This is a genomic window from Streptomyces sp. NPDC048473 (assembly GCF_043200155.1).
GTDB lineage: Bacteria > Actinomycetota > Actinomycetes > Streptomycetales > Streptomycetaceae > Streptomyces.
In genome coordinates this window covers 419,181-438,970 of sequence record NZ_JBICXE010000005.1, presented here as the reverse complement: position 1 = coordinate 438,970, position 19,790 = coordinate 419,181, and the positions used below count along the sequence as shown (strand labels likewise).

Genomic DNA, 19,790 nt, shown 5'->3' with positions numbered 1-19,790 from the left:
CCTTCCTGTGTTTTCCCACCCCCCCCCCCCCCCCAACGCAGGTCTGGGCCCGCGTATAGTCCGCCGCGACCCCCGCTTGGGGGGGGGGGGGCCCCCCCCCCCCCCCCCCACCACCGGCGTATCCGCTTACGGTCGTCCCGCTGTGAGTCGCCGTTTCGACGGCGGCCGCCCACAAGGGAGATCGGGGGTGTGCTCGTGCGGATCGGACTCCTCACCGACGGTGGTTATCCGTATGCGACCGGTGAGTCCAGACTCTGGTGCGACCGTCTGGTGCGCGGACTCGCGCAGCACGAGTTCGATCTTTTCGCGCTCAGCCGCTCCGCCGAACAGGAGGCGCAGGGCTGGGTCCAGCTCCCGACGCAGGTCAGCCGGGTGCGGACGGCGCCGCTGTGGACGGCCGACGAGGACATCCTGGGCACTCACGCCCCCAAGGGGCTGCTCGCCCGGATGGTGACGGGCGGGGGCGGACGCTCGTACGGACGGCGCGAACGACAGCGCTTCACGGCGTACTTCACGGCTCTCGCCACCTCCGTCTGCACGGCGGGTGCGACGAGCGGCGAGGACGACGGCGCGGGCCGGGGCGCGGATTTCGGCGAACGGAGCGAAGACGGGCGTACGCGGCGCACGGCCGCCGGCGTCGCGGACGTGCAGTTCACGGAGGGCCTGTACGGACTGGCCGAACTGGCCCGCGAGCACGGGGGGCTTCCCGCGGCGCTCCGCTCCGAGACCGCCGTACGCGTACTCGAAGCCGCCTGCCGTGCCCCGGGCACCGGGCGCACCGTCCAGACCGCCGCCGTCCCCGACCTCCTCGCCTTCGCCCGGGAGCTCGACCGGGTGCTGCGCCCGCTCTCCCTCGACTGGTACGACGAGGAGAGCCTCGGCGCGGTCGACCTCTGCCACGCCACGTCCGGTGGTGCCGCGGCGCTGCCGGGACTGCTGGCCAAACGCTTCTTCGGGGTACCGCTGCTGGTCACCGAGCACGGTGTGCAGCTGCGAGCGCACTACCTCGCCGCGACCGACACCCCGCTGAGCGCGCCGGTACGCGCCCTGCTCGCCAACTTCCACGGACGGCTCGCCACCGAGGTGTACCGGCAGGCCGCGATCGTCACCCCCGGCAACACCCACGCCCGCCGCTGGCAGGAACGGTGCGGTGCCGAACGCGAGAAGCTGCGCACCGTCCACCCCGGCATGGAGTCCGGCCGGTTCACGGCGCTGGGGGAGAGCGGCGACAGTGGCCCCGACGACACGCTGGTCTGGGTCGGCCGGATCGAGCCCGCCAAGGACCTGATCGCGCTGCTGCACGCTTTCGCGGAGGTACGGAAGGCCGAACCTGGCGCCCGGCTGCGGATCATCGGCGCTCCGGCGCAGGGCCCGGAAGGCGCCACCTATCTCGCGCACTGCCGGGCGCTCGCCGCCCAGCTGTTCCCCGACGAGGCCAGGGACGCACACGCCGTCGGCGACAACCCGGTCTCCTTCGAGGACATCGGCGGAGCCGAGGTACCGGATCTGTCGGAGGCCTATGCGGCGGGCGGGGTCGTCGTCCTCTCCAGCGTGGTCGAAGGCTTCCCCATCAGTCTCGTCGAGGCGATGTTCTGCGGACGGGCCACAGTGTCGACGGATGTCGGCGCGGTGGTCGAAGTCATCGGCGGTACCGGGCTCGTGGTGCCCCCGCGCAATCCCAGGGCGCTGGCCGATGCCTGCCTCGCGCTGCTGCGCGACCCCGAGCGCCGCGCACGGCTCGGAGCAGCGGCGCGCGCCCGCGCGCTCGAACTCTTCACCGTCGAACAGAACCTCGCGGCATTTCGTGGCATTTACCTGGAGCTGATCTCGCACGCCCCGGTACACAGGGAGGCCGACGCGGTGAACGCCGACGGCGAACCGCGCCCGTTCGCCACCCCGCCCGAGGCACACGTCCAGGGCCCGTGGACTGCTTCGGGCCCTGCCCCGGCAGGCGTGGCCGACCGCACACCCAGCTGGGCCGCCGAGCCCCGGGTCGTCTGCGCGGGAGCGCGGGGAGCGGGTGGCGGCGATGTGTGAACAGGAACAGGGGACGGCCGGACCGGGCCGCAGTGGCGGGCGGGGGCGGCCCGACGCAGTCGGCGACGATCACGGAGGAATCACCATGGGCTGCCCGACCGAGGTGTCCGACGCACCCGCCGCACCGACCACCGGCGGAAGCTGGGACCTCCGCTCCCGGGCCCTGGTCTCCAAGACCCTCGTCGCCGAGATGTCGGAACCGGTGTGGGGCCCGCCGAGCCCGGACCCGGCAGCGGTGGCGGCAGCTGCGGCCGAGCCCGCGGGCGTGCCGGACGATGCTGCGAGGAACGAGGCTTCTCGGAACGAGGCTTCTCGGGTGGTCGAGGACAGTGACGTATCGGCGGCCGAGGCCGCTCCCGTAGGGGCTCCGGACGCCGAGCCCGCTTCCGCACCGAAAGCCACCGAGGAAGCGGCCACGGAGGAGGCGGCCACGGAGAAAGCGGCCACGGAGAAAGCGGCCACCGGAAAAGCCACCGCGGACAGCACCGCCTCGGAGCAGACTGCTGCAGAGCGGGCCGCGACCCCCCGCGCCCCCGAGATCGCTCGTGCCGCTCCGGCGCGCAAGCTCAACGCCTCGCGCCGAGGTCCCGCCGACCCCGTGAAATCGCTGATGCACCGCCATCGCGAGCTGTGTGAGCGGGCCGTCGATCCGCTGGAGATCGCCGCCGGGCTCGAAGCCCATGGCGTCACCGACCGGGCCGCCGCCCGCTACCGACACCGCGATGTCTTCTCGCTCGCCGAGGAGCTCTTCGCCCGGGTACCCGCCGTGGCGGGGGAGCCCGCAACAGCGCTCCGCGCGCCGGAGCGTGACACCGAAACGCGCGCCGCCTGGTCGCTCCGCGCACTGGTGCCGGGCGCCGCCTGCATCGCGACGGCCGGCGCACTGAGGCTCACGGAGGGGACCCTCGGCGGCCAGGGACGGCTTGCGATCGCCCTCACCGGAGCGCTCGTCGCCATCGTCGGACTCACCCTCAGCCTGCGCAGCGGCCCGCTGCACGCCGAAGGCCGGTCCGCGGGCACCGCCCATGTGTACGGCTGCTGGCTCCTCGGCTATGTCCTGTACGGCAACGCGCTGCTCGACCAGGTACTCAGCGGCGGCCCCGAGGGCCCCTGGACGCTCACTCCCGCACCGCTGCTGGGGCTGGCTCTCTCCGTCGCCCCGGCGGCCTGGTGCGCGCACCTCTTCTCCGTACACGCGCACCGCAAACTCATCGGCAGCCGCGCACTGGAGGAGTTCGCCGCAGGCGTGCGCCCCCTGCTGTTCGGAGCCGCCGCACTCCACCTGTGCGTCCTCGCCGTGCTGCTCTACGTCGCGCATCTGGGATACGGGGGCGGCGGCGCCTTCGTCGGGGCGGCCGCGCTCGGTGTGCTGCTCCTGCTGGCCCGGCTGCTGACCGTGCACGGCTTCCCCGAACCCGCCGCCGTCGGACTCGCCACTGCCTGCGCCCTCGAAGCGCTGGCACCCGCCCTGGTCCTGGCCGGGCGGTTGCCCGGTCTGCACTTCCTCGCCCGACCCGTCGACGCCCTTGTCGTGGCGGCGGGCACCGGAGCCGTACCCGCCGTCGCCTGTGGCGCAGCCGCGCTCGGGCTGCTGATCACCGCCACCGTCGCCCTCTCCCGGGCATCCGCCCACACCACACCCGGCGACGAAACCCGCACCACCGCGTAACCGCGCGACCGAAGCCGCTCCACCGCTCCACGCCCCACAGAAGCCGCACCACCGTGTAACCGCCCCACAGAAGCCGCACCACCGCGCGACCGAAGCCGCACCACCGCTCCACGCCCCACATATGAACCACCCGCACACCCCCGCGGAGCCGACGCCGCGGGTCCTTCCCCCGTACCGCACCACACTTCCTCAAGGAGACACCGGACATGACCCCCCAATCCCCCGCACCGGCAGCCCGCCGTCGGCATCAAGGGGGCGCGCGATGAGGGTGCTGCTGCTCGGAGCCAACGGATTCCTCGGCCGGTTCGTGGCCGACCGCCTGCTCGCCGACCCCGCCGTGCACCTCACGGCGCTCGGCCGCGGCGACGACGCCGACGTCCGGTTCGACCTCGCCGGCGGCAGCCCCGGCGCGCTGACCCGCTTCCTGGACGCCGTCCACCCCGGAGTCGTCGTCAACTGCGCGGGCGCCACCCGCGGCGGGGCCCGCGATCTGACCCGCCACAACACCGTCGCCGTCGCCACCGTCTGCGAGGCAATGCGGCGCAGCGGCTGTACGGCCCGGCTCGTCCAGGTCGGCTGTTCGTCGGAGTACGGGCCCTCGCAGCCCGGCTCATCGACCGCGGAGGACGCAATTCCGCGTCCCGGCGGCCCGTACGGCGTCAGCAAGCTCGCCGCCACCGAACTCGTCCTCGGCTCCGGCCTCGACGCAGTCGTGCTGCGGGTCTTCTCGCCGGTCGGCCCCGGTACCCCGGCCGGTTCCCCGCTCGGCAGGCTCGCCGAGGCGATGCGCCGGGCCATGCAGTCCGGCGACGGCGAGCTGAAGCTCAGCGGCCTCGGCGTGCAGCGCGACTTCGTCGACGTACGCGATGTCGCGCGCGCCGTGCACGCCGCCTCGCTCTCCGCCGCGCAGGGCGTCGTCAACATCGGCACCGGCCGCGCCGTGCGGCTCCGGGACGCGGCCGCCGTCCTCGCCAGGGTCGCCGGATACGCGGGCGCACTCCACGAGCTCGACGCGCCCCCGCCCCGGCTGCCCATCGGCGCCCCGCGCACCTCCACCGAGTCGGTCATCGAGCACCTCTCGGCGACCCCGTCCCCCTACCCGGACGGCTGCGGCGCCTGGCAGCAGGCCGACGTCCGCACCGCCAGGGACCGGCTCGGCTGGCGCCCCCGGATCAACCTTGAGGAGTCCCTCGCCGACATCTGGATGGAGGCGGCGTGCCGTATCTGACCTCCACCGATACCGCCCGCCGGACCAGTGGCGCCGAACAGCTCGGTTTCGGTGTCCCCGGCTATGCGCATCCGTTGCTCGCCCCCACCGAGTGGGCCGAGCTCACCCGCCCCGGCACCCCGCTGCACTGGGCGGTCCTCAACATCGACAACGGCCCCGGCGCCCGCCCCGACCCGCACTGTCTGGAGGCGGCGGGCCGGCTCCGCAACGCACGGGAGCGGGCCGTGCACGGCGAGGCCCCGCAGGACTCCGCCCGGTCGGCAGGCGGCGGCCGGCTGCTCGGCCATCTCGATCTGGCCTCCGGCAGCCGCCCCTTCGGCGAGCTGATCGCCGATGCGCAGTCCTTCCTCGACTGGTACCGCGTCGACGGCTTCTATCTCGGCCGGTGCCCGGCCGAGCGTGCCGACCTCCCGGCGGTCCGCCGTCTCACCAGTACTCTCGCCACGCTCCTGGAACACCGCGACTCCGTGGACGAGGGCGGGGAAGAGCGCGGGCTGCTGGTGCTGGGGCTTGGCACCCATCCGTATCCGGGCTATGCCGAGGCCGCCGACCAGCTGGTCACCTTCTCCGGACCCTGGACCGACTACCGCTGGTCGCAGGTGGCGGAGTGGACCGCCGCCTACCCGCCGGACCGGTTCGCGCACTTCGTCCACGGCGTCCCGCGCCCCCACCTCGAAGAGGCCATGCGTATCGCCCGCTGGCAGGGCGCGGGAACGATCTTCTTCACGGACCGGGACGGCCGGCACGGACAAACAGACCCATTCGCGGCGCTGCCCAGGTACTGGGACGAAATTGTCTCGCGGATCGGACCTGGTATCTCGGAATGAGGAGGGGCGTGGCAGTGTTACGGGGAGAACAACCGTACGTAGATGAAGTACGTAGAAACCGACCACCTGCATTGTTGAGGTTCCTGTGTCGCTGCCCCCCCTGGTCGAGCCAGCTGCTGAGCTCACCGTCGACGAGGTCCGCAGGTACTCCCGCCACCTGATCATCCCGGATGTCGGGATGGACGGACAGAAGCGGCTGAAGAACGCGAAGGTGCTCTGTGTCGGCGCCGGCGGTCTCGGTTCGCCGGCCCTGATGTACCTGGCCGCGGCCGGTGTCGGCACGCTCGGCATCGTGGAGTTCGACGAGGTCGACGAGTCGAACCTGCAGCGCCAGATCATCCACAGCCAGGCCGACATCGGCCGTTCCAAGGCCCAGTCCGCCAAGGACTCGGTCCTGGGCATCAACCCGTATGTGAATGTCGTCCTTCACGAAGAGCGGCTCGAAGCCGAGAACGTGATGGAGATCTTCGCCCAGTACGACCTGATCGTGGATGGCACGGACAACTTCGCCACCCGCTATCTCGTCAACGACGCCGCGGTGCTGCTGAACAAGCCGTACGTGTGGGGTTCGATCTATCGCTTCGACGGCCAGGCGTCCGTCTTCTGGTCGGAGCACGGTCCCTGCTACCGCTGCCTCTACCCGGAGCCGCCCCCGCCGGGCATGGTCCCCTCGTGCGCCGAGGGCGGCGTGCTCGGGGTGCTCTGCGCCTCGGTCGGCTCCATCCAGGTCACGGAGGCCATCAAGCTGCTCGCCGGTATCGGCGACCCGCTGGTCGGCCGGCTGATGATCTATGACGCCCTGGAGATGCAGTACCGCCAGGTCAAGGTCCGCAAGGACCCCGACTGCGCGGTCTGCGGCGAGAACCCGACCGTCACCGAGCTCATCGACTACGAGGCCTTCTGCGGCGTCGTGTCCGAGGAGGCCCAGGAGGCGGCGCTCGGCTCCACGATCACTCCCAAGCAGCTCAAGGAGTGGATCGACGCGGACGAGAAGATCGAGATCATCGACGTCCGCGAGCCGAACGAGTACGAGATCGTCTCGATCCCCGGCGCGAAGCTGATCCCGAAGAACGAGTTCCTGATGGGCAACGCCCTCCAGGACCTCCCGCAGGACAAGCGCATCGTCCTGCACTGCAAGACCGGTGTCCGCAGCGCCGAGGTCCTCGCGGTCCTCAAGTCGGCGGGCTTCGCCGACGCGGTGCACGTCGGCGGCGGCGTGATCGGCTGGGTCAACCAGATCGAGCCCGAGAAGCCGGTGTACTAAACACTTCAGCATGCCGAAGGGGCCGGTCCGCGCACTGCGGACCGGCCCCTTCGGCGTACCCCCGGATCCGCGTTACGAGCAGGTCTTGCCGTCCGCCGGGACCTTCCCGTCGAGGAAGTACGCGTTCACGGTCGACGTCACGCACGCGCTCTCGCCGTACGAGCCGTGCCCCTCGCCCTTGTTGGTGAGCATGATGCCGACGCCCTTGCCCAGCTCGTCCGCCATCTTCTGCGCACCCTCGTACGGCGTCGCCGGGTCACCCGTCGTACCGATGACCAGGATCGGACCGGCGCCCGGAGCGCTCGTCTCCGGGTTGTCGTGCTCACCCTTCACCGGCCACTGCGCGCACCAGCCGGCCGTGTCCCATGCCAGGAACGGGCCGAACACCGGGGACAGCTTCCGGAACTCGGGCAGCATGGCCCTGGCCTCGGCCGCCGTCGGCCGGAGCTTGCTGTCCGCGCAGGAGATGGCGCGCTGCGAGTGGTTCTGGGTGTCGTAGTGCCCCTTCTCGTCCCGGCCGTTGTACGCGTCGGCCATCTGCAACAGCATGGTGCCGGTGCCGCTCTTCTCGGCCTCGTCCAGCGCCTGGGTCAGATACGGCCAGCTGCTCTTGGAGTAGAGCGGCATGACGATGCCGGTGATGGCCAGCGACTCGTTGAGCTCGCGGCCCGAGGTGGTCGGCAGCGGCTTCTTGTCGATCCGCTCCAGCAGCCGGGCGATGCGCTGCGTTCCCGCCTTCGGGTCCTGGCCGCGGTCCTTGAGGTAGTTCTCCAGCGCCCGCTGGAAGCCGGTCGTCTGGTTGCGGGCGTGCCCGATCGTGTCCGCGGTCGGGTCGACGACGGCGTCCAGGACGGTACGCCCGACGCTCGCAGGGAAGAGGTGCGCGTAGGTGCCGCCGAGCTCCGTGCCGTACGACATACCGAAGTAGGTGAGCTTCTTGTCGCCGAGCACCTCACGGATCAGATCCATGTCCCGGGCGGCGTTCGTCGTACCGACGTACGGCAGGACCCTGCCGGAGCGGCGCTCGCAGCCGGCGCCGAAGGCTGCGCCGTCCTTCATGAACGCCGCCTCCTCCGCCGCCGTGTCCGGAGTCATGTCGACCTTCCGGTAGGCGTTCTCCGCCTCCTTGTCGGTACGGCAGTTCACCCCGGCGCTGCCCGCGACTCCGCGCGGGTCGAAACTCACCAGGTCGTAGCGGGCGTTGAGTTTCTCGTACGAGGCGGCGGCGCGCGGCAGTATCGAGACCCCCGAACCGCCGGGGCCGCCGAAGTTGAACAGCATCGAGCCGAGGCGCCGGCTCTTGTCCCGGGCCTCCTTGCGGATCAGCGCGATCCCGATGGTGCCGCCGTCCGGCTTCGCGTAGTCCAGCGGCACCTCGACGGTCGCGCACCGCCAGTCGGCACTGGGTGCGCTGCCGCCCGCGGGGGCCTTGCAGCGCCTCCAGTCCGGCCGCTGGGAGGTGAGGGCGGCGGGCAGCTCGGGCGTGCCGGGCTGCCCGCTCGGAGTGGCGGCCGACCCGCCGGGCGAGGACGCCGCACCGCGGTCCGTCCCGTTGGCCGGCTTGTCGTCCGTACCCCCGTCACAGCCCGCGAGCAGCCCCGTCAGCAGAAGTGCGGCGCCGGCCAGAGCCCCGGCGCGTGCATGTCCGACCACGTGTACGTTCCTCCCCGATGTGCCTGTACATACGACGTACAGAAAGTGCGCCCATGCTAGGCCGTCCGGCAATGGTGAATTACTTGCAGACGGTCCCGGCCGCCGGAACCTTGCCGTCCAGCAGATAGCTGCCCACGGCCTTCTGCACACAGGCATTGCCGCTGTTGTACGCGCCGTGCCCCTGGCCCTCGTACGTCATCTGCACACCGACGCCCTTGCCCAGCGCGTCGGCCATCGCCTTCGCCCCCGCGTACGGGGTCGCCGGGTCGCCGGTGTTGCCGATGACGAGGATGGGGGCCGCGCCCGGGGCGCTGACGTCCGGGGTCTCCCAGGCGCCCGCCACCGGCCAGCCGGTGCAGGTCATCAGGCCCCAGCCCAGATAGTCACCGAAGACCGGCGAGGCGGACTGGAACTCCGGGAGCTTCGCCTTGGTCTGGTCCGAGGTGAACCGCTGCTTGGAGTCGGCGCAGTTGATGGCGGTGTTGGCGGCCATCGAGTTGTCGTAGCGACCGTCGTTGGAACGGCCGTTCAGCGAGTCCGCGAGGGCGAGGAGCAGCCCGCCGTTCCCGCCGTCGGCCTCGTCCACTCCCTGCTCCAGCAGCGGCCAGGTCTCCTTGGAGTAGAGGGAGGCCGCGATGCCGGTGATGGCCAGGGTCTGCGTCAGCTGCCGGGTCCCGAGCCCCGGGATCGGCTTCTTCCCCAGCCGGGTGAGAAGGCCGGAGATCCCCTGCTCGACCTCCTTCCCGGTGGAACCGGGGAGCCTGCAGGCGTCGCCGCGGCCCGCGCAGTCCTTGGTGAAGTTGTCCAGCGCGAGCTGGAACCCCTTGGCCTGGCCGAGCGAGGACTGCTCGGAGTCCTGGGTCGGGTCGACCACCGCGTCCAGCACCGACCTGCCGACGTTCTTCGGGAACAAGTGGGCGTAGACGCCGCCCAGTTCGGTGCCGTACGAGATACCGAAGTAGTACAGCTTCTTGTCGCCGAGCACCTGACGCATCAGATCCATGTCGCGGGCGGCGTTGGTGGTGCCGACGTAGGGGAGCTCCTTGCCGGAGTTCTTCTTGCAGGCCAACGCGAACGTCTTGGTGTCCTTGACGAAGGCGTTCACCTCGGAGGTGTTGTCCGGGGTGGCGTCGGTCTCGTAGCGGGCGTCGAGCTGCCGGTCGGTCTCGCACTCCACGGCCGCGCTGCGGCCGACCCCGCGCGGGTCGAAACTGACCAGGTCGTAGCGGGCGCGGAGTTTGTCGTAGTCGGTGCCGAAGGCGGGCAGGGTGGCGACACCGGAGGCGCCGGGTCCGCCGAAGTTGAAGATGAGGGAGCCGATCCGCTTGTCCAGGTTCCTGGCCCTGGCCCGGATGAGTGCCAGCTCGATCGTCTCGCCGCCCGGCTTCGCGTAGTTGAGCGGGGCCCTCATGAAGGAACACTCCCAGGGGGTGCCGCCGGGCAGCGGCGACGGGGCCGTTCCGCTGCCCTGTTCCGGGGACGGGGCAGGGCAGGGCTTCCACGTCAGCTTCTGGGAGGCGAGGTCGCCGGAGCCGCTCGCCTCGGCGGCACCGGCATCGGCGGCATTCGCCGCAACCGGCGAGCGCGGCGGCCCGCCCGGGTCGCCCTTCAGACTGCTCTCCGAGCAGGCGGTGATGGGAAGGAGCACAGTGACGGCGGCGGCGAGAGCGGCGGCACGCAGGGCGGGGGAGGTCCTCATGGCCCCATCGTGCGGCGGGAACCGGACCGGTGCACGAGGCACCGGTCCAAGCGGGTGGCCGGAGGCCTCCCCCATCGCCCGACCGGCCTTGCGGACACCTGACCGGCCTTGTGGCCACCTGACACCGGCCTTGCGGGCACCGGACCGGCCTTTGTGGCCACCTGACCGGCCTTGCGGGCACCCGACCGGCCTCGCTGACAGGCCCGTCCTACGGATGAGGAACCGTCAGAGCTCGCCCTTGCGGGTCAGATGGTTGAAGCAGAGCCAGCCGGGAAGCACCGGCAGCCACAGCGTCAGCAGGCGGTACAGCAGAACGGCCGGTGCCGCGACCTCCTTCGGCAGGCCGACCGCGATCAGCCCCAGCGTCAGCGCGCCCTCGACCGCACCCATTCCGCCCGGTGTGGGCGCCGCCGACCCCAGCGCGTTACCGGCCAGGAAGACCACCGCGATGCTCGCGTAGCTGAGATGCGGCACATCCGGACCGCTGAACGCCCGGACCGACGCGTCCAGACACATCACGAACAGGCCGGTCAGCAGCAGCATTCCGCCGATGCCCGTCAGCAGTTTCTGCGGCCGCTGCACCACGTCGAGCATGCGCGGGACGACTCCGGCGAACAGCGACCGCACCCGCGTCACCACGAACTTCCGCAGGAACGGAACCGCCGTCACCACCAGCACCAGCACCGCGACCGTCAGCAGCCCGGCGATCACGGTCCTGGAAGGCGTGAGCGAGGACGGGGTCTTCTCGGTGCCGGTCAGATAGCCGAACGCCGCCAGCAGCAGAATGTGGCAGCCGAGACCGAACAGCTGCGAGGCGCCGACACTCGCCACGGCGAGCCCCGGACGTACCCCGGCACGCTGCAGGAAGCGGGTGTTCAGTGCCACACCGCCGACCGCGGCCGGGGCGACGATCTTCACGAAGGACCCGGCGACCTGCGCCAGCACGGTCCTGCCGAACGGCACCCGCTCCGGTACGAAGCCCAGCAGGCTCATCGCCGCCGCGATGTAGCTGAGGGCCGAGAAGCCGACCGCGGCCGCCACCCAGCCCCACTCCGCCTGCTCGACGACCGCACCGAAGTCGGCCTGGGTGAACTGCGAGATGAGGAAGTACGCGGCGATGGCTCCGGCGATGCAGCTGACCAGGGTGCGCGCCTTGATGCGCTCCAGCCGTACCGGTTCGACCGGTGCCTGCGGCCGGATCAGCAGCACCTGATGCCGCATCTGGGAGAGCAGATCCTCCTCGCGCGCCTCTTCCAGCGCGTCGTCCATGGCCCGCTTCTCGGCCTGCTTCTGGTTGCGCAGCGACTTGCGGGCGGCCTTGCGGTCGGGGACGGAATCGGTGGTGGAGGTCTCCTGAGCCGCCCCGTGTTCGAGCGCCCTGGCACGCTTGGCCGCGTCCGACACGTCGAGCACCGCCTCGCGCTCGCGCTGCGAGCGTTCCCGGGCGAGCCGGCGCAGGGCCGCCCGGGTGGAGCGGCTCAGCGCGATCGGCTGGAGCAGCGGCAGACAGTCCGCGACGGCATCGGGGCCGAGCACCTTCAGCGCACCGGCGACGGCCCGCTCGGCGCCCACCCGCAGACCGGTGGTGGTCAGCAGCTGGGCGACATCCATCCGCAGGACCAGATCACCGGCCGCGATCTCGCCGCCGCGCAGATCGGTGACGAACACCTTGCCGGAACGGTCCACCAGGATGGCGTCACCGGTGAGCCTGCGGTGCGCGATCCGCCGCGACTGGAGCGCCTTCACCTGGCGCCAGGCGCCGCGCACCAGCTCGTCCGTGATCTCCGAGTCCTCCAGCGCGTCCAGGGAACGGCCGCCGATGTGCTCGTACACCAGCATCACGGCGTCGGGCCCGAGCTCGGAGGTGGCGATCAGTTTGGGTGCGTTGGCCCCGGCGGCGATCGCCGCGTACGCGAGCAGCGCCTCCTGCTCCAGCGCCTGACGCAGCGACTGGATGGAGCGGCGCTGGGTGATGCCGCGCAGGGTGAGCCTGCGCCACACCCGGTAGAAGAAGCCCTGGGCCTGCTGCTCGCGGTCGACGACCGTCACATCGAGTGGTGGCCCGTCCTCCAGGGTGACCAGATAGCGGCGCCCGCGGTCGTTCTGGTCGCCGGAGTCGGGTGCGTCCTCGGCGCGCATCGCGGTGACCGGGCGGAAGCCGACATGGCGCAGACCGGCCATCAGATGCTGACCGGTCGGCCGTACGTTCGGTGAGCCGACCGCGTACAGCGTGCCGTACGCCACGGTCCAGCCGATCAGTACGGTGAGGACGATCGAGAGCGGGGTCGTGTAGCCGCCGACCAGCATGGCGAACGCGTCGAGCAGCAGCACCACCCACAGCACGACCCGCCAGCGCGGCCGTCTCGCCATCCCGACCGCCGTCATATAGGCGATCACGGGGGCGAGATAGCCGTGCACGGGATCGGTGAGCGCGTCACCGGGCTGGGGCTGGGTCAGGGCGTCCTGAATGGTGCCGGGGGCGGACTTGGCCACCCAGAGATCGGCGGCGAGCGTGACGCCGTGCGCCAGTACGGCGGCGAGCACGCCGTCCGCGATCCGCAGTCCGTCGCGTTTGATCAGCCGCTCGATGGCGAACGCGACCGGAACGAGCAGCACGGCGATGCTGGAGACCAGACCGGCGATCTTGATCAGGATGTCGGGCGCCTGGCCGGTGCCTTTGTTGATGTCCTGTTCGAGACCGGCGGTCGTGCCGTGGGCGAACGCGGCGATCGAGAACAGGATGACGATCGCCAGGACCCCGATGAGGAGCCGCATGAGATCGGAGGGGCGGTGCACCCGGGCGGGGAGCAGCGGTTCGTCCCCCGAGACGCGCTCGGCCTGTTCCGCGGCGGCGGCCGAGAGCGTCGAGCCGGCCAGGTGCTCGGGGACCTCCCCCTGCTCAGCACCGGGCTTTTCCTGCTCAGCACCGGGCTTTTCCTGCTCTGCGCCGGGCGCTTCCTGCTCTGCGCCGGGCTTCCTGGCGGGTCCGTCCGACGCGTCCGGGTGCGGCTCGGCGTCAGGGGCGTCCGCCGCCTTCGGTGGCTGCACGCCCTGCTCCTTCGTCGCCTCTGATTGGTCTTCGTGTTCTCGTATCACCGGTCACCGCCCGCACGATGGTGGCACGGCCCGGCGACATAGGGGGGCATCAGGGTGCACTGCGCGGACACGCGAAGCGCAAGATACGCTCCTTTGCCCCCGCACGCACGCCCCGTGAAAGGGCACACACGGATCGGGCCGGGCTGTCGGTGGTGTACGGCAGGATGGGCCGGATGAGCCAACACCGGACGAGCGGCGACGGGACGAGCGGCGACCGGACGCTCGACGACCGGGCGATCGACGAGTTGCCGGAGTACGCGGAGCGGGTGCTCGATGTCGCCGAGCTGATTCCGCCCGGCCGTGTCATGACGTACGGAGATGTCGCCGAGTGGCTGGGCGACGGCGGCCCGCGCCAGGTCGGCCGGGTCATGGCGCTGTACGGGGCCGCGGTGCCGTGGTGGCGTGTGGTGCGCGCGGACGGGGCGCTGCTGCCCGGCCACGAACTGCGGGCGCTGGACCACTACCGCGAGGAGAGCACCCCGCTGCGCGAGGCGCCGCGCAGCGCGGAGGGCCATCTGCCGCGACTCGACATGAAGCGGGCGCGCTGGGACGGCGTCACCGGCGGTGCCGACGCGGACGCGGACAGGGACAAGGGCGGAGGTGCTCACATCTGACAGCTTCGGCCATTCGGGGGAGCGGCGGGCGGCGCCGGGCCGGGCGCGTGATGTGGAACACGAAGCGATACGCGATGGCACCCGTGGCGCGGAACGTGACGAGGCACGCAGCGGACTCGCCCCGGACCGCGCCCCCGCTGGCGTAGCGTCGACAGTTCGCGGCACGCACCGCACCCTCATCACCGCGGCACGCACCGCACCCTCATCACCGCGGCACGCACCGCACCCTCATCACCAGTACACCCACCAGGACCGGCGATCCACGTGAGCTCCTCCTCCTTCACCCGGCACAGTCCGCACCGTCAGGCACGGCAGCGGACCGCGGGCGCGTACCGACTGGTGCGCACCCCGCCGGGCTCCGTGGATCCCCCTCTCCTGGACGCGGCGCAACGTGCGGTGGTTGATCACCCCGGCGGCCCGCTCCTGGTGCTCGCCGGACCTGGCACCGGCAAGACGACCACGCTCGTCGAGGCGGTCGCCGCACGTGTCGCTCGGGGCGGCGACCCGGCCCGCATCCTGGTCCTCACCTTCAGCCGCAAGGCCGCCGTGGAACTGCGCGACCGGATGGCCGCCCGGCTCGGCGCCGCCCGCGGTCCGCAGGCCACCACATTCCACTCCTTCTGTTACGCACTGGTCCGCGCCCATCAGGACGCCGACCTCTTCGCCGAACCGATGCGGCTGCTCTCCGGACCGGAGCAGGACGTCACTGTCCGCGAGCTGCTCACCGGCCAGCTCGAACTGGAACAGGACGGCTTCGCGCACATCCGCTGGCCCGACGAGCTGCGGGCCTGCCTGACCACGCGAGGCTTCGCCGACGAGGTACGGGCGGTGCTCGCCCGCAGCCGTGAGCTGGGCCTGGGCCCGGACGCGCTGGCCGACTTCGCCCGCCGCACCGGCCGGCCGGACTGGGGCGCCGCCGCCGAGTTCCTCGCCGAGTACCTGGATGTGCTGGACGCGCAGGGGGTGCTGGACTACGCGGAGCTGGTGCACCGGGCCGTGCTGCTCGCGGAGCGCTCCGAGGTGTCGGCGCTGCTGGCCGGGCAGTACGACGCGGTGTTCGTGGACGAGTACCAGGACACGGACCCGGCACAGGTACGGCTGCTGCACGCGCTGGCCGGCAACCGGGGGAGCGCCCCGGGCGCCGGGGGCGGCCGGGACCTGATCGCCTTCGGTGACCCGGACCAGTCGATCTACGCGTTCCGGGGCGCCGATGTGAACGGCATCCTCGACTTCCCGGAGACGTTCCGACGGGCGGACGGCGCCCCGGCCCCGGTCGGTGTCCTCACCACCTCGCGCCGCTCCGGCGGACAGCTGCTGGCCGCCACCCGGCTGCTCACCCGCCGGATGCCGCTGACCCGGCTGCCCTCGGCGAAGGTCCGCGCCCACCGGGAACTCGCCGCGGTCCGCGAGGGCGGCAACGTGGAGGCGTACACGTACCCGACCGCCTCGGCCGAGCTCGACAACATCGCCGATCTGCTGCGCCGGGCGCATCTGGAGGACGGCGTCCCGTGGAACGAGATGGCGGTGCTCGTACGGGCCGGAGGCCGCACGATCCCCTCGGTGCGCCGGGCCCTGACGTCGGCGGGCGTCCCCCTGGAGGTCGACGGCGACGACCTCCCCCTGCGCCATGAACCGGCGGTGGCCCCGCTCCTGACGGCCCTCCGCGCGGTCGCCACAGCGGCGCTGCGCCGGGGTACGCCGGGCGCGGAGACGGAGGCCCCGGGCTCGGAGGGCGCGAAGACTCCCGCCTCCGAGGGCGCGGAAACCGAGGCCCCGGAGGGCGCGGAAACCGAGGCGGAAGCCGAGGTTCCCAGCCAGGAACCCGCCCCCGAAGCGCCGTCCTGGCTGGACACCGAGACCGCCCTGACCCTCCTCACCTCCCCCCTCGGCTCCATGGACGCCGCCGACCTGCGCCGGCTCGGCCGGGCCCTGCGCGACGAGGAGCGCGCCGCCGGGAATCGCGTACCGGCGCCCTCCGGCGACCTGCTGGCCCGCGCGCTCGCCGAGCCCGAACGGCTCGTTGCGCACGATCCGGCGTACGCCCGCGGCGCCCAGCGCCTCGGCGCGCTCCTGCGCAAGGCGCGCGAGCTCCTCGAAGGCGGCGGTACCGCGGAGGAGGCCCTGTGGGAGCTGTGGGCCGGCACCCCGTGGCCGGGGCGGCTGGAGCGTGCCGCGCTGCGCGGTGGCGCGGGCGGCCGCAACGCCGACCGCGACCTCGACGCCGTCTGCGCGCTCTTCGACACCGCGGCCCGCGCCGAGGAACGCACCGGCGGGCGCGGCGCGCTCAACTTCCTGGAGGAGGTCGACGCCCAGGACATCGCCGCCGACACCCTCTCCAGGCGCGCGGTGCGCCCCGACGCCGTACGGCTGATGACCGCGCACCGTTCCAAGGGCCTGGAGTGGCGCCTCGTCGTCGTCGCAGGCGTGCAGGAGGGGCTCTGGCCGGACCTGCGCCGCCGCGGTTCGCTGCTCGAAGCGGACCGGATCGGCCGCGACGGCCTGGCCGAACCGCTCACCCCGGGCGCCCTCCTCGCCGAGGAGCGCCGCCTCTTCTACGTCGCTGCGACCCGCGCCCGCGAACGTCTCGTCGTCACCGCGGTCAAGGCGCCCGCCGACGACGGCGACCAGCCGTCCCGCTTTCTCACCGAGCTCGGCGTCGAACCGCGCGACGTCACGGGCCGGCCGCGCCGCCCGCTCGCCGTAGCCGCGCTCGTCGCCGAACTCCGCGCCACCACCGTCGACCCCGACGCCTCCGACGCCCTGCGCGAGGAGGCCGCCCACCGCCTCGCCCGCCTCGCCGCGCTCACCGACGACGAGGGCCAGCCGCTCGTACCCGCGGCCCATCCCTACCGCTGGTGGGGCCTGTACGAGCCGACCCGCTCCGCCGTCCCGCTCCGCGACCGGGACCAGCCCGTGGCCCTCTCCGGCAGCGCGCTCGACCAGCTCGCCAACACCTGCGCGCTCCAGTGGTTCCTCGGCCGCGAGGTGAAGGCGGACGCCCCGGCGACGGCCGCACAGGGCTTCGGCAACGTCGTCCACGTACTCGCCGACGAGGTGGCTTCCGGACGTACCCCCGCCGACCTGGCCGTCCTGATGGAGCGGCTGGACTCGGTCTGGGACGGCCTCGTCTTCGACGCCCCCTGGAAGTCCCAGCAGGAGAAGGAACAGGCCAGGGCCGCCCTCGAACGCTTCCTGCGCTGGCATGTCATGGACCGCATCGGCCGCACCCCCGCCGCGAGCGAGCACGACTTCGACGTGACGCTGGAGGCGGGGGAGTACGAGGTACGCATCCGCGGCTCCATGGACCGCGTCGAACAGGACGCCGAGGGCCGGGCGTACGTCGTCGACTTCAAGACCGGCAAACAGTCCCCGACCAAGGATGAGGTCGCCCGCCACCCCCAGCTCGCCGTGTACCAGCTGGCCGTAAAGGAAGGGGCGGTCGACGAGATCTTCGACGGCCGCCGCCCCGAGCCCGGCGGCGCCGAACTCGTACAGCTGCGCCAGCCCGCCCCCAAGAAAGAGGGCGGCGACGCCCTTCCCAAGGTGCAGGCCCAGGAACCGCTCTCCGGCGAGTGGGTCTCCGACCTGCTGGCCACGGCCGCCGGCCGGGTCCTGGACGAACGCTTCACTCCCACGACCGGCCAGCACTGCGCCCACTGCACCTTCCGGGCCTCGTGCAGCGCACAGCCGGAGGGCCGTCACATCCTGGAGTGAGAGCTTTCCGGCCGCGCGGTCAGCGCTTGCGGGCCACCACGACGTAGACGTTGATGTCGTCATCGGTGACATCACCGATGTCCAGGTAGCGGGTCCTCTCGATGACGTCGGGACCCGCCAGGAACGCCGGATCCACCTCGTCCGCCCCGGACCGGCCCGCCGCGTGATCCGGGTGCCAGTGGTGCGCGGGCACGACCCCGGGCTCCAGCGCCTCCAGGCCGTTGCCGGTCAGGAACCGCTCGACCGCGGCACGGGAACGCAGTACGAAGGGGAAACCCCGTTCCCTATACGTCGCGGCGACCTTGCCGATCTGCACGGGATTCAGATCCTCGGCGAGGTGGCTCAGCACGACATGGCTGCCCGGGGGCAGGGCCTCGACGATGCCGTACGCCTGCGCGTCCTCGATGAAGTGGAGGATCTTCTCAGGGTCGTCGAGAGCTGTTGTCTCCGCGTCATCCTCTGCTCCGGGGTATGACGAAGTTGAGGCACTGGTCACAGCCCGGACAAGGCGTCAGGAGGTGCTACAGCGCCCCGACCCGCCCCGCATGTGCGTGATCGAGGGGGAAGCCGCACTTCGGCTTCACGTGGGTGGGGCACAGGTGATGCGTAAGCAACTTGAGCACTTGGCGACGATGACGGAACACCCGAGTGTTGAGGTCCAGGCGATCCCCGATCGCGCCGGGGCGCATGCCGGTCCGGTTGGTTCGTTCGTGCTCTTCGGGTTCCCCGACCCGTCCTTCTCCGAAGCCGTTTGCGTGGAGCACCGAACCGGGACGCTCTCCATGGAGACACCAGAAGAGACCGGCGAATACACGCTCATCTTCGATTCGCTGCGGTCCATCGCGTTGAGCCCGCGGAGACAGCCTCGACGTGATCGCGCAAGTGCGAAAGGACCTGTAGCAGCAGGGAACTCAGAAACGTAGTGAGGGATGATCACCTCCAATCTTGAGGCCGCCGCATGGCGCAGGAGCAGTTACAGCGGTCAGGGAGGCGACTGCGTCGAGGTCGCAGATGGGGTTCCTGGCTTCGTTCCGGTCAGGGACAGCAAGAACGTCTTCGGCCCTGTTCTGGCCTTCAGGGTTCACGCCTGGTCGGCGTTCGTGGCCGAGGTGAAGGCAGCGCCCTCCTCCGTCGACTGACCATCAGCTGCGCCGGTAGCCGCCCCGGCCGAGACCCCGGCCGGGGCGGCTGAGCGCTCTGACGCGGTCATACGTGAGCCCTGACCGTCAGCAGGTCAGGGCTCACGTATGCGTGAACGGGGCACTTCGGCCGGGCTCCTCCTGGCTGCTAGATGGTGGGGCGCAGACGCCGCCTGCTCATGACGACGATTGCCGAGCCGCCCAGGGTGAGCAGAAGCGCTGAACCGGCCATGACGGCGAGTTCCGTCTTCGTTCCGGTTTCGGCCAGATGTTCGCGGCCTTTTCCACCGTGGTGGCCGGCGCCTTCCTTACCGCCGCCACCGCCGCCACCCTGGTGGTCACCGCCGTGGTCACCGCCGCCCTGGTCGCCGCCGTGGTCACCGCCGCCGTGGTCGCCGCCGTGGTCGCCGCCGTGGTCACCGCCGCCGTGGTCGCCGCCGTGGTCGCCGCCGTGGTCACCGCCGCCGTGGTCACCGCCGCCGTGGTCGCCGCCGTGGTCGCCGCCGCCGTGGTCGCCGCCGTGGTCGCCGCCGCCGTGGTCACCACCCGATCCCGTCGGTCCTGCAGGCCCCGCAGGCCCCGCAGGCCCAGCAGGTCCTGCTGGCCCTGCTGGGCCGGTGGCACCGTTCGGGCCGGTGGAGCCTGTCGCGCCGTTGGGGCCGGTGGCGCCTGTCGCACCGTTCGGGCCGGTGGCACCGTTCGGGCCGGTGGAGCCTGTCGCGCCGTTGGGGCCGGTGGCGCCTGTCGCACCGTTCGGGCCGGTGGCACCGTTCGGGCCGGTGGAGCCTGTCGCGCCGTTGGGGCCGGTGGCGCCTGTCGCACCGTTCGGGCCGGTGGCACCGTTCGGGCC

13 protein-coding genes and 1 pseudogene are annotated in these 19,790 nt (G+C 71.9%); 9 read left to right on the top strand and 5 right to left on the bottom strand.

Going from position 1 to position 19,790, the window contains the following annotated elements; all coding sequences use genetic code 11:
- The first annotated feature begins 195 nt into the window (after positions 1-195).
- The 5 genes from ACGFU7_RS12435 to moeZ all read left to right on the top strand — a co-directional run bounded on the left by ACGFU7_RS12435 (position 196) and on the right by moeZ (position 7,025).
- A complete protein-coding gene (locus tag ACGFU7_RS12435) occupies positions 196-2,037 on the top strand; it encodes a DUF3492 domain-containing protein (protein ID WP_393694934.1) in 1,842 nt (613 codons plus the stop codon).
- 610 nt (positions 2,038-2,647) lie between these two features.
- Complete coding sequence (locus ACGFU7_RS12430; protein ID WP_393694933.1) at positions 2,648-3,706, top strand: hypothetical protein; 1,059 nt, start codon at positions 2,648-2,650, stop codon at positions 3,704-3,706.
- A 262-nt stretch (positions 3,707-3,968) separates the two neighbouring features.
- Complete coding sequence (locus ACGFU7_RS12425; protein ID WP_327273057.1) at positions 3,969-4,934, top strand: NAD-dependent epimerase/dehydratase family protein; 966 nt, start codon at positions 3,969-3,971, stop codon at positions 4,932-4,934.
- Positions 4,922-5,761, top strand: coding sequence for a spherulation-specific family 4 protein (locus ACGFU7_RS12420; protein WP_393694872.1), 840 nt, complete (start codon positions 4,922-4,924; stop codon positions 5,759-5,761). The genes ACGFU7_RS12425 and ACGFU7_RS12420 overlap by 13 nt, the downstream gene beginning before the upstream one ends.
- An 85-nt stretch (positions 5,762-5,846) precedes the next feature.
- Positions 5,847-7,025, top strand: a complete 1,179-nt coding sequence (gene moeZ / locus ACGFU7_RS12415; RefSeq protein WP_393694870.1) for an adenylyltransferase/sulfurtransferase MoeZ — start codon at positions 5,847-5,849, stop codon at positions 7,023-7,025.
- Positions 7,026-7,097: 72 nt separating this feature from the next.
- Here the strand turns inward: moeZ and ACGFU7_RS12410 are convergent, their stop codons facing one another.
- The 3 genes from ACGFU7_RS12410 to ACGFU7_RS12400 all read right to left on the bottom strand — a co-directional run bounded on the left by ACGFU7_RS12410 (position 7,098) and on the right by ACGFU7_RS12400 (position 13,425).
- Complete coding sequence (locus tag ACGFU7_RS12410; RefSeq protein WP_393694868.1) at positions 7,098-8,678, bottom strand: alpha/beta hydrolase; 1,581 nt, start codon at positions 8,676-8,678, stop codon at positions 7,098-7,100.
- 79 nt (positions 8,679-8,757) lie between these two features.
- The gene (locus tag ACGFU7_RS12405) at positions 8,758-10,377 is read right to left on the bottom strand and encodes an alpha/beta hydrolase (RefSeq protein WP_393694866.1); all 1,620 of its coding nucleotides are present in this window, start codon (positions 10,375-10,377) and stop codon (positions 8,758-8,760) included.
- Between the two features lie 225 nt (positions 10,378-10,602).
- A complete protein-coding gene (locus tag ACGFU7_RS12400; protein ID WP_393694864.1) occupies positions 10,603-13,425 on the bottom strand; it encodes a lysylphosphatidylglycerol synthase domain-containing protein in 2,823 nt (940 codons plus the stop codon).
- A gap of 221 nt (positions 13,426-13,646) precedes the next feature.
- Here ACGFU7_RS12400 and ACGFU7_RS12395 point away from each other — a divergent pair, with 221 nt between their 5' ends.
- Positions 13,647-14,087 (top strand): MGMT family protein, encoded by a 441-nt coding sequence (locus tag ACGFU7_RS12395; RefSeq protein WP_393694862.1) that lies wholly within the window; start codon positions 13,647-13,649, stop codon positions 14,085-14,087.
- Between the two features lie 264 nt (positions 14,088-14,351).
- On the top strand, positions 14,352-17,801 hold the full coding sequence (locus ACGFU7_RS12390) for an ATP-dependent helicase (protein WP_393694860.1): 3,450 nt from the start codon (positions 14,352-14,354) through the stop codon (positions 17,799-17,801).
- Between the two features lie 19 nt (positions 17,802-17,820).
- Here ACGFU7_RS12390 and ACGFU7_RS12385 read toward each other — a convergent pair whose 3' ends face one another.
- Positions 17,821-18,297, bottom strand: a complete 477-nt coding sequence (locus ACGFU7_RS12385; protein ID WP_393694858.1) for an SAM-dependent methyltransferase — start codon at positions 18,295-18,297, stop codon at positions 17,821-17,823.
- On the opposite strand from ACGFU7_RS12385, the gene ACGFU7_RS12380 reads away from it, so the two are divergent.
- Together ACGFU7_RS12380 and ACGFU7_RS12375 are read left to right on the top strand one after the other, a co-directional pair.
- Positions 18,182-18,724, top strand: a complete 543-nt coding sequence (locus tag ACGFU7_RS12380; protein ID WP_393694856.1) for a DUF5753 domain-containing protein — start codon at positions 18,182-18,184, stop codon at positions 18,722-18,724. The two genes, ACGFU7_RS12385 and ACGFU7_RS12380, sit on opposite strands and share 116 nt — an antisense overlap.
- Before the next feature lie 6 nt (positions 18,725-18,730).
- Positions 18,731-18,940 carry a DUF397 domain-containing protein gene (locus tag ACGFU7_RS12375; protein ID WP_393694854.1) on the top strand — a complete coding sequence of 70 codons (210 nt, stop codon included), beginning with the start codon at positions 18,731-18,733 and terminating at the stop codon, positions 18,938-18,940.
- Between the two features lie 148 nt (positions 18,941-19,088).
- On the opposite strand, the pseudogene ACGFU7_RS12370 reads toward ACGFU7_RS12375, so the two are convergent.
- Positions 19,089-19,790 (bottom strand): annotated as a pseudogene (locus ACGFU7_RS12370) (hypothetical protein); the annotation flags it as partial.